Annotated in this window: 12 protein-coding genes and 1 pseudogene; 6 read left to right on the top strand and 7 right to left on the bottom strand. The window is 69.9% G+C overall.

The window, feature by feature from the left end; translation table 11 throughout:
• Positions 1–144 precede the first annotated feature (144 nt).
• The 4 genes from CMO28_RS28125 to rsmI all read right to left on the bottom strand — a co-directional run bounded on the left by CMO28_RS28125 (position 145) and on the right by rsmI (position 3,008).
• Positions 145–1,026, bottom strand: a complete 882-nt coding sequence (locus CMO28_RS28125; RefSeq protein ID WP_062766910.1) for a SirB1 family protein — start codon at positions 1,024–1,026, stop codon at positions 145–147.
• Entirely contained in the window at positions 1,023–1,646 is a 624-nt protein-coding gene (locus CMO28_RS28120) for a BON domain-containing protein (protein WP_296720383.1), read from the bottom strand. The genes CMO28_RS28125 and CMO28_RS28120 overlap by 4 nt, the downstream gene beginning before the upstream one ends.
• A gap of 91 nt (positions 1,647–1,737) precedes the next feature.
• On the bottom strand, positions 1,738–2,142 hold the full coding sequence (locus tag CMO28_RS28115; protein WP_296720380.1) for a YraN family protein: 405 nt from the start codon (positions 2,140–2,142) through the stop codon (positions 1,738–1,740).
• The gene (gene rsmI / locus CMO28_RS28110) at positions 2,139–3,008 is read right to left on the bottom strand and encodes a 16S rRNA (cytidine(1402)-2'-O)-methyltransferase (protein WP_296720378.1); all 870 of its coding nucleotides are present in this window, start codon (positions 3,006–3,008) and stop codon (positions 2,139–2,141) included. The genes CMO28_RS28115 and rsmI overlap by 4 nt, the downstream gene beginning before the upstream one ends.
• A gap of 365 nt (positions 3,009–3,373) precedes the next feature.
• Between rsmI and CMO28_RS28105 the strand changes: the two genes are divergently transcribed.
• Positions 3,374–4,669 carry a penicillin-binding protein activator gene (locus CMO28_RS28105; RefSeq protein WP_296720375.1) on the top strand — a complete coding sequence of 432 codons (1,296 nt, stop codon included), beginning with the start codon at positions 3,374–3,376 and terminating at the stop codon, positions 4,667–4,669.
• 28 nt (positions 4,670–4,697) lie between these two features.
• On the opposite strand, the gene hemW is transcribed toward CMO28_RS28105, so the two are convergent.
• The 3 genes and pseudogenes from hemW to rph all read right to left on the bottom strand — a co-directional run.
• A complete protein-coding gene (hemW, locus tag CMO28_RS28100) occupies positions 4,698–5,915 on the bottom strand; it encodes a radical SAM family heme chaperone HemW (protein ID WP_296720373.1) in 1,218 nt (405 codons plus the stop codon).
• Between the two features lie 8 nt (positions 5,916–5,923).
• On the bottom strand, positions 5,924–6,535 hold the full coding sequence (gene rdgB / locus CMO28_RS28095; protein ID WP_296720370.1) for an RdgB/HAM1 family non-canonical purine NTP pyrophosphatase: 612 nt from the start codon (positions 6,533–6,535) through the stop codon (positions 5,924–5,926).
• 272 nt (positions 6,536–6,807) lie between these two features.
• Positions 6,808–7,515: pseudogene (gene rph / locus CMO28_RS28090) on the bottom strand (ribonuclease PH); the annotation flags it as partial.
• Positions 7,516–7,839: 324 nt separating this feature from the next.
• Here rph and hrcA point away from each other — a divergent pair.
• From hrcA to dapB, 5 genes are all read left to right on the top strand, one after another.
• Positions 7,840–8,952 (top strand): heat-inducible transcriptional repressor HrcA, encoded by a 1,113-nt coding sequence (gene hrcA / locus CMO28_RS28085; protein ID WP_296720367.1) that lies wholly within the window; start codon positions 7,840–7,842, stop codon positions 8,950–8,952.
• A gap of 170 nt (positions 8,953–9,122) precedes the next feature.
• Positions 9,123–9,725, top strand: a complete 603-nt coding sequence (grpE, locus tag CMO28_RS28080; RefSeq protein ID WP_296720363.1) for a nucleotide exchange factor GrpE — start codon at positions 9,123–9,125, stop codon at positions 9,723–9,725.
• 375 nt (positions 9,726–10,100) lie between these two features.
• On the top strand, positions 10,101–12,020 hold the full coding sequence (gene dnaK, locus CMO28_RS28075; RefSeq protein WP_296720360.1) for a molecular chaperone DnaK: 1,920 nt from the start codon (positions 10,101–10,103) through the stop codon (positions 12,018–12,020).
• 182 nt (positions 12,021–12,202) lie between these two features.
• The gene (gene dnaJ, locus CMO28_RS28070) at positions 12,203–13,354 is read left to right on the top strand and encodes a molecular chaperone DnaJ (RefSeq protein ID WP_041605084.1); all 1,152 of its coding nucleotides are present in this window, start codon (positions 12,203–12,205) and stop codon (positions 13,352–13,354) included.
• 145 nt (positions 13,355–13,499) lie between these two features.
• Entirely contained in the window at positions 13,500–14,300 is an 801-nt protein-coding gene (dapB, locus tag CMO28_RS28065; protein ID WP_296720387.1) for a 4-hydroxy-tetrahydrodipicolinate reductase, read from the top strand.
• Positions 14,301–14,369: the final 69 nt, after the last annotated feature.

Raw genomic sequence — 14,369 nt, 5'->3', positions numbered from 1 at the left:
GACATGGTGGATCCGGGCGGGGCGGAAGATGGACATGGTGGATCCGGGCGGGGCGGAAGATGGACATGGTGGATCCGGGCGGGGCGGAAGATGGACAGCGTGGATCCGGGCGGGGCGGAAGGCGGTCCGTGACGGGACCACCGCTCAATTCAGCTCGGCGCGCAACCGTTCGACCAGGGTGAGGGCCCGCCTGCGGGGTTCCTCGGCGGTGGTGTTGGCGGCGAAGACCTCCAGGGCCTGAACGGCGCCCAGCTGCTCGCCCAGCCGGGCGCGCATCAGCCCCAGCTCGTACCACAGCGCCCAGTCGGTGGGCGCAATCAGCAGCATGCGGGCCAGTACGTCGCGGGCGCGGTCCAGTTCGCCCCGGCCGGCGGCCCGGATCTTCAGATTGTTCTGCAGGCGCAGCAGCACCGCCCGCCGGTCCACCGCCCGATAATGCTCGGGTTCCAGCTCGGCGGTGTCGCCTGCCACCTGCTTCAGCAGCGCGCGCAGATCCGAGGTTTCCACCACCCGGCCGCGATCGAAGGGATCGACCAGCACCCGGTCCATGCCGCCTTCCACGCGGATCAGGAAATGGGCGGGAAAATTGACCCCAACGACCGGCCAGCCCAGCGTTTCGCCCAGATGCATGGCCAGCACGCCCAGGGCCACCGGCAGGCCGCGGCGGCGCTCCAGCACCCGGGCCAGGCTGGCATTGTCGTCGTGGTCATAGGTCTCGTCGTCGCCGTCGAAGCCATAGCGGCCGTGAAGGATGTCGGCGATCAGCACCGCCCGGTCGCGGGCGCCGTCATCGGCATCGGCGGCATCGACCCCGGTCTTCAGCCCCCGGGCCATGGCCTCGGTTTCGGCCGCCAGCGACATCTCTTCCAGCAGGGCCCGCGCCTTTGCAGGATCGGCCGTCGGATGGTCGAGTGCCGAGAGCAGCAATGCGGTCTCCGCGATCGGGATCGCATCGTCATCCAGCCGGCCGACGGCCTCCAGCCTGCGGGCGATGGCCGCCCGCTCCGATGGGGCGCCCGCGCTCATCCCCCGGCTCCCGGGCGCTTGACCTCGACATAGGATACCACCCGCTTCACCCCCGAAATGCCGCGGGCGATCTCCACGGCCCGGGCATGTTCCGCATCGCTGGCCGCCAGCCCGATCAGATAGACCACGGCGCCCGAGACCTCGATATTGTAGTTGAACGAATTGACCGCCTCGTCGGCCAGCAGCGCGGCCCGGACCTTTGTGGTGAGCCATGTGTCACGTGCGTAGTCGCCGAGGTCGCCTTCCCCCACCACGCGGATTTCGTCCATCACCTGCGTGACGCCCGGAACGCCCTGCGCGATGCTCACCGCTTCCGACTTCCAGGCCCGGGTTTCCACCCGGCCGGTCAGCAGCACCCGGCCCTGATTGACCTGGATGTGCACCGGGCGGTAAAGCTCGTCGACCTGGCGCTCGAAGTAACGCCGGGCGATACCGGCGCGGATATCGGCATCCGACACCACGCCGCCGATGCCGCGTTCATCCGCGGCGGCCGAAACGGCGGTGGCACCGCCGGTGGCCACGGCGGCGGCGCAGGCTTGAAGCAGGCCGGCCAGGGCGATCGCCACAAGCGGCACGGCCAGGCGGCGGAGAGGGGTGGTCCGGGAAAAAAGCTCGGTCATGGGCTCGGTCGTCGGGGGTGACGTCAGGACGTTGAACGGCGCGCGCATCCTAGCACCGGCTGCGGGCACTGCGCCATCTGGTGCAGCCGGGTCAGGATCCGTCGGGACGCCAGGCATCGGGCAGATGATGGGGCAGGCCCAGCCGGTCGACCCAGATCAGGTCGAAGCGCAGGCCTTCGACACCGCCGGCCCCCAGCGTCTCACCGCGCGCCAGCACCCAGTCGGCGGCGCGGGCCAGACGGCGGCGCTGGGCCGGCAGCACCGCCTCGCCGGCGGTTGCCCGATCCGGACGGCGCTTGACCTCGACGACGGCGAGCATCCGCCCGCGCCGGGCCAGGATATCGATCTCGCCCGCGGGTGTCTTCAGCCGCCGGGCCAGGATCCGCCAGCCGGTGAGCCGCAGGCGAAGTGCCGCCAGCGCCTCGGCCCGCCGGCCGGCACGTTCTGATGACCGGCCCCGGGCGATCCGGGGGCTGCGCGTGCCGCCGCCGCTCACTCCTCGCCCTCTGCATCGTCGTCGTCGGTCAGCGCCACGGCGCGGGCATAGAAGGCCTTGCGCGGCGCGCCGGTCAGTTCCGCCAGCAGCCTGGCCGCCCGGTTGGCGCCCAGCGCCTTGACCAGCGGCGGCAGCAGCTTCTCCACCGCGGCCGCATCCAGCGCCCCGCCGGCGGGCAGGGCGTCGCCTTCCCCGGCCGCCTCGCGTGCCGGTGTCCGATGGCCTTCGATCAGCAGCACGATCTCGCCGCGCGGCGGTGTCGCCTCGAAGCGGGCGGCAAGCTCGGGCAGGGGGCCGCGGACGACCTCTTCATAAAGCTTAGTGAGTTCCCGTGCGACCGCCGCCTGACGGGGGCCCAGCGCCTCGGCCAGCTCGGCCAGGGTGCGGGCGATGCGGTTGGGGCTTTCATAGAACACCAGCGTCGCCGGCTCGTGGGCCAGGCCTGCAAAGCTGCTGCGGCGTTCGCCGGGCTTCGCCGGCGGAAACCCCAGGAACAGCACCCGATCGGTCGGCAGGCCCGCGATCGACAGCGCCGCGGTCAGGGCCGAAGCCCCCGGCACGGCACGGACCTGGTGGCCGGCGCCTGCGGCCTCGCGCACCAGCTTGTAGCCGGGATCCGACACCAGCGGCGTCCCGGCATCCGATACGAGCGCGATCCGCTCCCCCGCCTCCAGCCGACGCAGCACCTCGGGGCGCATGCGGGCGGCATTGTGCTCGTGATAGGGGGCGAGCTTCGCCCTGACGCCCCAATGGCCCAGCAGCCGGCCGGTGGTGCGGGTATCCTCGCACAGCACAAGGTCGGCCTGGCCCAGCACATCCAGGGCGCGCGGGGTCATGTCGCCCAGATTGCCGATGGGCGTCGCCACCGCATACAGGCCCGGATCGATCCGCCGGCCCGGGCGCGGCGGCAGGCCCGCCTCGCCCTCGGGGTCGTCCGCGTGTTGTCTCGGGCCGGGGCTGCCATTACTCTGATCGCCACCCTGGTCGCCGCAGTCCGGGCCGTGGCCGCTTTCGTGGTCCGCCGGGCCGGCCTCTGCCGCAACGACATCCGATGAGATCCGATCCCGTGAAAACTGACCGGTCCCGTGTCCGTCCGGCTGAACCCGGCCCGCTCCACCGCCTGCTTCGTCGCTCGCGCGCGTCGTCATTGCGTCTCTTGCCTCTCGCGGCGATGCTCGTGCTTGCCGCCTGTCAGAGCCAGAGGGTAGAGCCGCCGACGCCTCCGGCACAAGTGCAGCCGCAGCAGCCCCAGCAGCCGGTGCAGGTTCTGCCCCAGCAGCCGCCGAAGCCGGCGGTGCCGGAAAGCCCGCTCGACCTGCCGCCGGGCGCGCTCCGCGTCGGTCTGCTGGTGCCAATGACCGGCCCTCAGGCCGGTTTCGGCCAGGCGATGATCGATGCCGCCACGCTGGCACTTGCGGATGTGAAGGCCGATGACGTGGTGCTGCTGCCCCGCGACAGCGGCGCCGAGCCTCAGCAGAGCGCCGCCGCGGCCCGCGACCTGGTTGAAAACCAGGCCGCGACCGTGCTGCTCGGGCCGATCTACGGCCGCAACGTGCCGGCGGTGGCCGAGGTCGCCGCCCCCCGTCAGGTGCCCGTCGTCGCCTTCTCGAACGACACCTCGGCACTTCGCCCGGGCGTGCATCTGATCGGGCTGGCGCCCGAGGTGCAGGTCGAAAGGGTGGTGGACTATGCCGTCCAGCAGGGCAAGAGCCGCTTTGCCGCCCTGCTGCCCTATGGCGCCTATGGGGATCGGCTGGCCGAAAGCTACCGCAAGGCGGTGGCCCGCACCGGGGCCGAGCTGGTCGATATCGTGCGCTATTCCGACCCCGGATCCGATGCCCAGGATGCCGTCCGGCGCCTGTCGGGCGGGCAGCAGACGCCCCCCTTCGACAGCCTGTTGCTGGCCGAGACCGGCGAGCGGCTGCGCGGCATCGCCAGCCTGCTGCCCTATTACGGCATCGATGCGGGCGAGGCGCAGATCCTGGGCACCGCCCTCTGGATGGACCAGCCGGTCGGTCGCGACCAGAACCTGCAGGGCGCCTGGTATGCCGCCCCCGACCGCGGCGCCTGGGACGGTTTCGTGCGCCGCTTCAGTGCGCTGTTCGGCGCGCAGCCGCCGGCGCTGGCGGGGCTGTCCTATGATGCGACCGCCCTTGCCGCGGTGCTGGGCCGCAAGGGTCAGCTGGCGCGCGAACTCGACAATCCGGACGGGTTTGCCGGCGTGAACGGCCTGTTCCGCTTCGATCAGAAGGGCGCGGCCGAACATGCGCTCGCCATCTATCAGGTGACGGCGACCGGCGGCGAACTGCTCGATCCGGCGGCCCAGCGCTTCACCGCCGGTGCGCGCCCCGGGGAGGGCGTGATCCGGTCCAACCCGCTTGCCGCCCCCACCCAGCCGGCGGCATCGAGCGTGCCGCCCACCACCGGGGCAGCTTCCACTTCGGGGGTGAGCGGCGCGACCACCAATGGTACCGCAAGCGGTGCGGCCCCACAGGGCCTTACCGGTTCGGTGCCGCCGGCGCGCTGACCGCGCGCCGTCAGGCCCCGGGAAGCAGTCAGGCCCCGGGAAGCAGTCGGGCCTCGGGAAACCGCTCGTCCAGATCGTCGGCGAGCAGATGGGCGGTCAGCGCCCCCAGCACCAGCCGGCCGGCGGGCGTCGCCACCAGCCGGTCGGTGCGTCCGGCGACGAAGCCGCCCTCCACCGCCTGGGCAAGGCGGGTGGCATCCACCGCATCGCGCAGCGCCACGCCGGTCCGGCGCTCGAAGACGACGGGGTCGATGCCGGCATCGAGCCGGAGCCCCATCATCAGCGCCTCTTCCGCCGCCCGTGCCTGCCCGACGACCACGGCTTCGTTGCGACCGTGGCCATGGGTATCGACCAGGTCGAGCCAGGTTTCGGGCGCCCGCGCCCGCCGGGTGGCTTCGCGCCGGCCGCCCGGACCCGTCGGCACCCGGCCATGGGCGCCGGGGCCGATGCCGGCATAGTCGGCATAGGTCCAGTAGGCGAGATTGTGGCGGCATTCGAACCCCGGCCGGGCGTGGTTCGACACCTCGTAGGCCGGCAGCCCCGCAGCGGCGAGCCGCGCGGTCGTCGCCTCGTAGAGATCCGCCGCTTCGTCATCCTCGGGCAGGACCAGTTCCCCGCGGGCATGGCGGGTGTGGAAGGCGGTGCCCGGCTCGATGGTCAGCTGATAGAGCGACAGATGGTCGGCAGCCAGGTCGACCGCACGGTCAAGCTCCGCCATCCAGGCGGCCATGGTCTGGCCCGGCCGGGCATAGATCAGGTCGAAGGACATGCGCGGGAAGATCTCGCGGGCCTGGCCGATGGCATCCAGCGCCTCGGCCAGGCCATGCGCCCGCCCCAGCGCCTTAAGCGCAGCCTCGTCCAGCGCCTGGACGCCGATCGACAGCCGTTCCACGCCGGCCGCGCGGAAATCCCTGAGCCTGGCGGACTCGACCGTGGTCGGGTTGGCCTCCAGGCTGATTTCAGGCGGGCTCTCGGCAGGAAACAGGGCGCGGGCCCGCTCGATGATCCGGGCGGTGGTGGCGGGGTCCATCAGCGAGGGTGTGCCGCCGCCGAAGAAAATCGACCCCAGCGGCCGCGGCCCCAGCCGTCGGGCTTCGTCTTCCAGCTCGGTCAGCAGGGCGCGTTCCCAGCGGGGCCCGTCGATCTTCTCCCGCACATGGCTGTTGAAGTCGCAATAGGGACATTTGGAGACGCAGAACGGCCAGTGGACGTAGAGCGCGAGCGGTTCGGTGGCGGCGGTGGTCATCCCGGGGGTCAGTCAGGCTCGAAACAGGCGCGGACCAGCTGGCGGAAGGCGATGGCGCGGTGGCTGATCGCATGCTTCTCTGCCGGCTCGAACTCGCCGAACGTGCGGCTGTCGCCTTCGGGCACGAAGATCGGGTCGTAGCCGAAGCCGTTGCTGCCACGGGGCGGGAATTCCAGATGCCCCTGGATGACGCCCTCGAAGGTCTCCACCGCGCCGTCCGGCCAGGCAAGCGCCAGGGCGCAGACGAAGGCACCCCGGCGGTTGGGATCGTCGCCCATCCGGGTGCGGACCAGTTCGATCGCCACGGCGAAATCCTTGGACGGGCCGGCCCAGCGTGCGGAATAGATGCCGGGCGCCCCGTCCAGCGCCTCGACGGTCATGCCGCTGTCGTCGGCGAGGGAGGGCAGGCCCGAGGCCTCGGCCGCAGCCCGCGCCTTGAGCATGGCATTGTCGATGAAGGTCAGGCCGGTCTCTTCGGGCTCGGGCAGGCCGAGATCGCCGGCCGAGACCACATCCACGCCGAAGGGCTCCAGCAGCTCGCGGATCTCCACCACCTTGCCCTTGTTGTGGCTGGCGATGACGAGGCGGTCCTCGGTAAAACGACGATGGGGGCTGGTCATCCGAAGCTCTCCGGTCAGCGGTCCTTGCGCTGGGCGGCCGCCAGCGCATCGCCCAGGGTGCCGAGCGGCCGTCCCTGCTGATTGCGGTCGCGGTCTCGCTCGCCATGGGGGCGGTCGGGCGCGCGTCCGCCGCTCTTGTGGCCGCCGGCATTGCGGTTGCCGCCGCCTGGCTTGCCACTGCCCTGTTTCTGCGCCTTCTGCTGCTGGGCCAGCTGCTCGGGGGACAGCGGCGGCGGGGGGGCGAGGTCGGGCCGGCCTTCCATGGCGGCGATGATCGCCTCTTTCTGCAGCTCGAACAGCCGTGCCGTGCCGATTTCGGCCAGTTCGACCAGACGGCGGAACTGGGTGGGCGAGAACGGGTCGGCCTCGGCGGTCGCCTGGACCTCGACGATGCCCCCGCCTTCGGCCAGCACGAAATTGGCATCGGCCTCGGCGCGGCTGTCCTCGTCATAATCGAGATCGAGCACGGCCTCGCCGTCGACCAGGCCACACGAGATGGCCGCTACTGCCCGGGTGATCGGATGCTCGGTCAGATCCCGCGTCGCCACCAGCTTCTGCAGCGCCAGCCACAGGGCGACATAGCCGCCGGTGATCGAGGCGGTACGGGTGCCGCCATCGGCCTGGATGACGTCGGCATCGACCCGGATCTGGCGCTCGCCCAGCTTCTGCATGTCGACGACCGCGCGCAGGCTGCGGCCGATCAGGCGCTGAATCTCGACCGTGCGGCCCTGCTGCTTGCCCTTGGCGGCCTCGCGATCGGTGCGGCTGTGGGTTGCGCGCGGCAGCATGCCGTATTCCGCGGTCACCCAGCCCTTGCCGGTGTTGCGCAGGAAGGGCGGCACCTTCTCTTCCACCGTCGCCGTCACCAGCACCTTGGTGTCGCCGAAATGAACCAGGCACGAGCCCTCGGCATATTTGTTCACCATCGGTTCGAACCGGATGACGCGGAGCGCATCGACGGCACGGCCGGACAGGCGCATCGGAGACTGACGCATGGGGAGACGAGGCCTCGGCAGCGGGCGATGCGGGTGCATCACCGCGGATAACGGATCGGGAGGGGCGGACGGGGCGGAACATGGTTGCGGTGTCGTACCGGCCGGCTGGCTGGTAAAGCTACGCGCTCGGGCCCGGGCTTGCAATGTCGGCAGACCGTCGCCGCACTATGCCCCGGCCCGCGCCATGTCCTAGAGTTGACGGTCGAAGGCCCCCCTCTTACATACCGGCTCGGACGGCCATCCCGGCCGGTCGGACCGTCATCGACGTCGGACCGTCAGCGGAGGGTCAAGGTGGAGCGGATCAGATCCATGTCGCGCGCGAACGATCGGGAGAATGTCGACCGTCAGGCGCTCGAAGCCCTGGAAGGCTTCGGCGGGCCGCCGCGCGCCTTCCAGCAGCTGAACGAGCGCTCACGCGAGGTGTTCCGCCACGTGGTCGACGCCTTCGTCGAGACCGGCGAGCCGGTCGCCTCGCGGACCATCGCCCGCCGGCTGGGCAGCAGCCTGTCGCCCGCCACCATCCGCAATGTGATGGCCGATCTTGAGGAAAGCGGGCTGCTTTATGCGCCGCATACCTCGGCCGGGCGGCTGCCGACCGATATCGGGCTGCGGCTGTTCGTCGACGGCCTGCTCGAGATCGGCGATCTGTCCGACGACGAACGTCGGGCGATCGACAGCCAGTGCAACGGTGCCGGCCGCAGCATGGCCCAGGTCCTGACCGAGGCGAGCGGCGTGGTCGCCGAGATGTCGCGCTGCGTGGGGCTGGTGATCGCCCCCAAGAGCGAAGCCGGGCTGAAGCATGTGGAATTCGTGCCGCTGTCGGAAAACCGGGCCCTGGTGATCCTGGTCGACGATAACGGCATGGTCGAGAACCGGGTGATGCCGCTGCCCCCCGGCCTGCCGCCGGCCAAGCTGATCGAGGCCGGCAATTATCTGAGCGCGCGGCTGCGCGGCCGCACCATGGACGAGGCCCGCCAGCTGATCGGTGACGAAATCGCCCGCAACTCGGCCGAGATCGACACCCTGACCGCCCGGGTGGTGGAGCAGGGGCTGGCGACCTGGTCGGGCGGCCATGACGACGGGCTGCTGATCGTGAGCGGCCAGTCGCGGCTGCTCGACAATGTTTCGGCGCTGTCGGATATCGAGCGTATCCGTCGGCTGATGGAGGCGCTGGAGACCAAGAAGGACATTCTCCGCCTGCTGACTGAAAGCCAGCGGGCGGAGGGGGTCCAGATCTTCATCGGGTCGGAGAGTGCGCTCTTCGGCCTGAGCGGCTGTTCGGTGATCGCGGCACCCCTGACCGACCAGAACCGGCGCTATGTCGGCGCGATCGGCGTGATCGGGCCCACCCGGGTGAACTATGCCCGGATCGTGCCGGTGGTGGATTACACGGCAAAACTGATCGGGCGGTTGATCGGCTGACGGTCTGAGGCAGAATGGCCCCGACCACCGATCGGCCCCCATGGCGACGGATGCCCCGGCCGGGGCGGGACTGTCCGGCCCGGGCATCTGCGGAGCGTGGCCGGGGCAGGCCCCGAAGCGGGCGGCCCGGGCCGCGGGTTCGAACGAGAAGACGATGGAGCAGGCTTGAGATGACCGACCAGAACCAGACGCCCGAAGGCACCGAGGCCGAGGCCAGCCCTGAGACCGCTGCAGCCGAGAGCCCTGAGGCCCGGATCCAGGCGCTTGAGGCGGAGCTGGCACAGATCCGCGACCAGCATCTGCGCGCGTTGGCCGACATGGAAAACCTGCGCCGCCGCGCCCAGCGCGAGGTGGAGGATGCCGGCAAGTATGCGGTGACGAAGTTCGCCCGCGACGTGCTCGCCGTCTCGGACAATCTGGAGCGTGCCGCCCAGGCGGTCCCCCCTGAGAAGCGCGGTGGCGATCCGCTGGTCGACCAGCTGGCCCAGGGTGTGGACATGACCCTGTCGTCCTTCCGCCAGACGCTGGAGACCCACGGCATCCGCCGTGTCGACCCGCTGGGTGAGCGCTTCGACAGCAAGCTTCATCAGGCGATGATGGAGGTCGAGGACCGCACGAAGCCGGCCGGCACCGTGGTCCAGGTTCTCCAGACCGGCTATGTGATCGCCGACCGCCTGCTGCGCCCGGCCATGGTCGCTGTCTCGCGCGGCGGCCCGAAGGAAGGTGCGCCCGCACCCGAGACCCCGGGCAGCCGGGTCGATACCTCGGCCTGACCCCGCATTCGGGCCGACGCCGGGTAAGGTCGGCCGCGACATCCGAGGCCCGTTCCGCCTGCCGGCCCCCAGAGCGACCGGCGGTGGGCGGGCCGTCGTCGTGCTCGGGGGGCTGACACGGTGTGGCCAGGCCGGGACAGAGCGTGGCCGGGCCGCCATGCGCGACATGTCGCAGCATTTCTGAGACGCCCCCATGGTTGCGCCCCCGCCCGGCCTTCCCTATATGACGCTCGACCGCAGATGTCGGGGCGAAATTGGGCATCGTTCCGTCATCTGCCTGGACCCTTCCACCCATTCACGCATGGAAACGGGGGGGCCGTCGGCGCCGCTCTGATCAGGGCCGTCGGCGCCCGCTACCTGAGAGAGACCGAACCCATGAGCAAAGTCATCGGCATCGACCTGGGCACCACCAACTCTTGCGTCGCGATCATGGACGGCAAGAACGCCAAGGTCATCGAGAACAGCGAAGGTGCACGCACGACGCCCTCGATGGTGGCCTTCACCGAGGATGACGAAATTCTGGTCGGCCAGCCGGCAAAGCGCCAGGCGGTCACCAACCCCGAGAACACCGTTTTCGCGGTCAAGCGCCTGATCGGCCGGACCTTCAACGACCCGACGACCCAGAAGGACGCCAAGATGGTGCCCTACCGGATCGTCAAAGCGGACAATGGTGACGCCTGGGTCGAGGTGCGCGGCAAGAAGCAGTCGCCGAGCCAGATCAGCGCGCAGATCCTGAAGAAGATGAAGGAGACCGCCGAGGCCTATCTGGGTGAGACCGTCACCCAGGCGGTCATCACGGTCCCGGCCTACTTCAACGACAGCCAGCGTCAGGCGACCAAGGATGCCGGCAAGATCGCCGGGCTCGAGGTGCTTCGCATCATCAACGAGCCGACGGCGGCGGCGCTCGCCTATGGCCTTGAGAAGAACGACGGCAAGACCATCGCGGTCTACGATCTGGGCGGCGGCACCTTCGACGTGTCGATCCTGGAGATCGGCGACGGCGTGTTCGAGGTGAAGTCGACCAATGGCGACACCTTCCTCGGCGGCGAAGATTTCGACATGCGGATCGTCGATTACCTCGCCGACGAGTTCAAGAAGGAGAACGGCATCGACCTGCGCAGCGACCGTCTGGCCCTGCAGCGGCTGAAGGAAGCGGCCGAGAAGGCCAAGATCGAGCTGTCCAGCGGCATGCAGACCGAGGTCAACCTGCCCTTCATCACCGCTGACCAGACCGGCCCGAAGCATCTTGCGATCAAGGTGACCCGTGCCAAGCTGGAAGCCCTGGTGGCGGACCTGGTCGAGCGCACCATCGAGCCCTGCCGCAAGGCGCTGAAGGATGCGGGCCTCACCGCCGGCGAGATCGACGAGGTCGTGCTGGTCGGTGGCCAGACCCGCATGCCCAAGGTCATCGAGAAGGTGAAGGAGTTCTTCGGTCGCGAACCCCATCGCGGCGTCACCCCCGACGAGGTGGTCGCCATCGGCGCCGCCATCCAGGCCGCCGTTCTGAAGGGTGAGGTCAAGGACGTTCTGCTGCTCGACGTGACCCCGCTGTCGCTGGGCATCGAGACGCTGGGCGGCGTGATGACCAAGCTGATCGAGCGCAACACCACCATCCCGACCAAGAAGAGCCAGGTGTTCTCCACCGCCGACGACAACCAGACGGCGGTGACCATCCGGGTCTTCCAGGGTGAGCGCGAGATGGCGGCGGACAACAAGCTGCTCGGCCAGTTCGATCTGGTCGGCATTCCGCCGGCGCCGCGCGGCGTGCCGCAGGTCGAGGTGACCTTCGACATCGACGCCAACGGCCTGGTCAATGTGTCGGCCAAGGACAAGGCGACCGGCAAGGAGCAGGCGATCCGCATTCAGGCCTCGGGCGGTCTGTCCGATGCCGAGATCGAGCGGATGGTCAAGGAAGCCGAGGCGAATGCCGCCGAGGACAAGAAGCGCAAGGAGCTGGTCGAGGCCCGCAACCACGCCGACGGTCTGGTGCATTCCACCGAGAAGAGCCTGAAGGAGCACGGCGACAAGATCGGCGCCGAGGACCGGACGGCGATCGAGGATGCGGTGACCGCGCTCAAGGCCGCACTCAACGGCGACGATGCCGACGACATCAAGGCCAAGACCGAGGCGCTGTCGATGGCGGCGATGAAGCTTGGCGAGGCGATGTACAAGGCCGGCGAGCAGGGCGACGGCCCGACCGCTTCGGGCCCGGGTGCCGGCGCCGGGGCGGCCGATGACGGTGTCGTCGATGCCGACTTCGAGGAAGTGAAGGACGACAAGGGCGGCCGGGCCTGAGGCCCGCCACCCGTTTCCGGGGGCGGTCGGTGCCGACGAGGCGCCGGTCGCCCACGGTCGTTTTCAGAGGGAGCTGCGCGGGGGTCCGGTTCTCGTGCGCGCGCCCATGATCGAAGGCACCGGCAGAGGCGTCCGCCACGGCAGGCGCGCGGATGCCCCGGCTCAAGGTACAGTCCACGACCATGGCGAAGGCCGATTACTACGAGATGCTCGGCGTTGCGCGAGACGCCGACGAAGCGACGCTCAAGAAGGCATTCCGCAAGCTGGCGATGCAGTATCACCCGGACCGCAATCCGGGTGACGCCGAAGCGGAACAGCGCTTCAAGGAAATCAACGAGGCCTACGAGGTCCTGAAGGACCCGAAGAAGCGTCAGGCCTATGACCAGTTCGGCCATGCCGCCTTCGAGGCGGGCATGGGCGGCGGTCGTGGCGGCCCCCGCGGCTTCGATTTCGGCTCGTCCTTCGCCGATGTCTTCGAGGACATCTTCGGCGAGTTCATGGGCGGCGGCCGTGGCGGTGGCCGGGGCGGCGGATCCCGCGGCGCCGATATGCGCTTCGACCTCGAGATCACGCTCGAGGATGCCTTCAACGGCAAGCAGACCGAGATCACCGTTCCCGCTTCGGCGACCTGCGAGGTCTGCGACGGTTCGGGTGCGGCCGAGGGCACCCAGCCCGTGACCTGCCCGACCTGTAACGGCCACGGCAAGGTCCGCGCGACCCAGGGCTTCTTCACCATCGAACGCACCTGCCCCGCCTGCCACGGCGTCGGCCGGGTGATCAAGGATCCGTGCAAGAATTGCGGTGGCGCGGGCCGTGTGCGTCGTGACAAGACGCTGGCGGTCAACATCCCGGCCGGTGTCGAGGACGGCATGCGCATCCGCCTGTCGGGCGAGGGCGAGGCCGGGGTTCGTGGCGGGCCGCCGGGCGATCTCTACATCTTCCTTGCGGTGGCGCCGCATCCGGTGTTCCAGCGTGACGGGGTCGACGTATCGTGCCGGGTGCCGATCCCGATGACCCGGGCCGCGCTTGGCGGCACGGTAGAGGTGCCGACGCTGGAAGGGGCGCGGGTGCGGCTCAACATTCCCGCCGGTACCCAGTCGGGCCATCAGTTCCGCCTCCGCTCCAAGGGCATGCCCTCGGTTCAGGGGCGCGGCGGGCGCGGCGACATGTATGTGATCATCAATGTCGAGACGCCGGTCAATCTCTCGGCCCGCCAGCGGGAGCTGCTTGAAGAGTTCGAGCGCGAGGGATCGGAAGGCGGCACCTCGTCCAGCCCGCAGTCCGAGGGTTTCTTCGCCAAGGTGAAGGAGCTGTGGTCGGATCTGACCGATTGAGCCGATCTCAGCCTCGGGCGGGCCGGGATCGGCTTTCGCGGGGGCCTGAAACGCGGTAGGAAAAGGGGCGCAGCCGTGTTGAAGCGGCTGTGCCCCTTTTTCGTGTCGGATGTCTCGAAAGGACCGGAAGATGAGCGCGAGCGGGATCGCGATCGGCGTGGTCGGCTGTGCCGGCCGGATGGGACGCACCTTGCTGGCTGCCATCGCCACAACCCCGGGCTGCCGCATCGCGGGCGGTACTGAGCGGCCCGGCAGCGACGAAGTCGGCCAGGATCTGGGCCGGTTTGCCGGTGTCGACCCGCTGGGCATTGCCGTTGGTGACGATCCGGCGGTGCTGTTCGCGGCTGCCGATGTGGTGATCGACTTCACCCGACCCGCCGCCACCACCGCCCATGCCCGCCTGGCTGCCGGCAGCAACACCGCCCTCGTCATCGGCACCACCGGCCTGTCGGCGGAAGACGAAGCCGTGCTGGCCGATGCCGCCCGCGCGGTGCCGATGGTTTATGCGCCCAACATGTCGCTGGGCGTCACGCTGCTCATGCATCTGGTGGAGCAGGCGGCAGCGCGGCTCGATGCGGATTACGACATCGAGATCGTCGAAATGCATCACCGCCACAAGGTCGATGCGCCTTCGGGCACGGCGCTTGGCCTGGCACGCGCGGCCGCCCGTGGCCGCGAGGTCTCGCTCGACGATGTGGCGGATCGCGGACGTGACGGCCTGACCGGGCCGCGCAGGCGTGGCGCGATCGGGATGTCGGCACTGCGGGGCGGTGATGTGGTCGGCGACCATCAGGTCATCTTCGCGACCGATGGCGAGCGCCTGGAACTGGGCCATCGCGCCTCGTCGCGCGAGACCTTTGCCCGTGGTGCGGTCAAGTCGGCGCTCTGGGTCGCCGGGCGGGCGCCCGGGCTCTACGACATGCGCGACGTGCTGAATCTGCGTTGAGGCGGGGGCGCTGAGGCGGGGGCGGGGGCGGGGGCGGGGCGCTCAGCGTCTGCGGCGATTGGCGACGGT

The sequence above is a fragment of the Tistrella sp. genome (genome assembly GCF_002684955.1).
Taxonomy (GTDB): Bacteria; Pseudomonadota; Alphaproteobacteria; order Tistrellales; family Tistrellaceae; genus Tistrella; species Tistrella mobilis.
The sequence above is the reverse complement of the archived record's forward strand: the minus strand, read 5'-3'. Positions and strand labels throughout refer to the sequence as shown.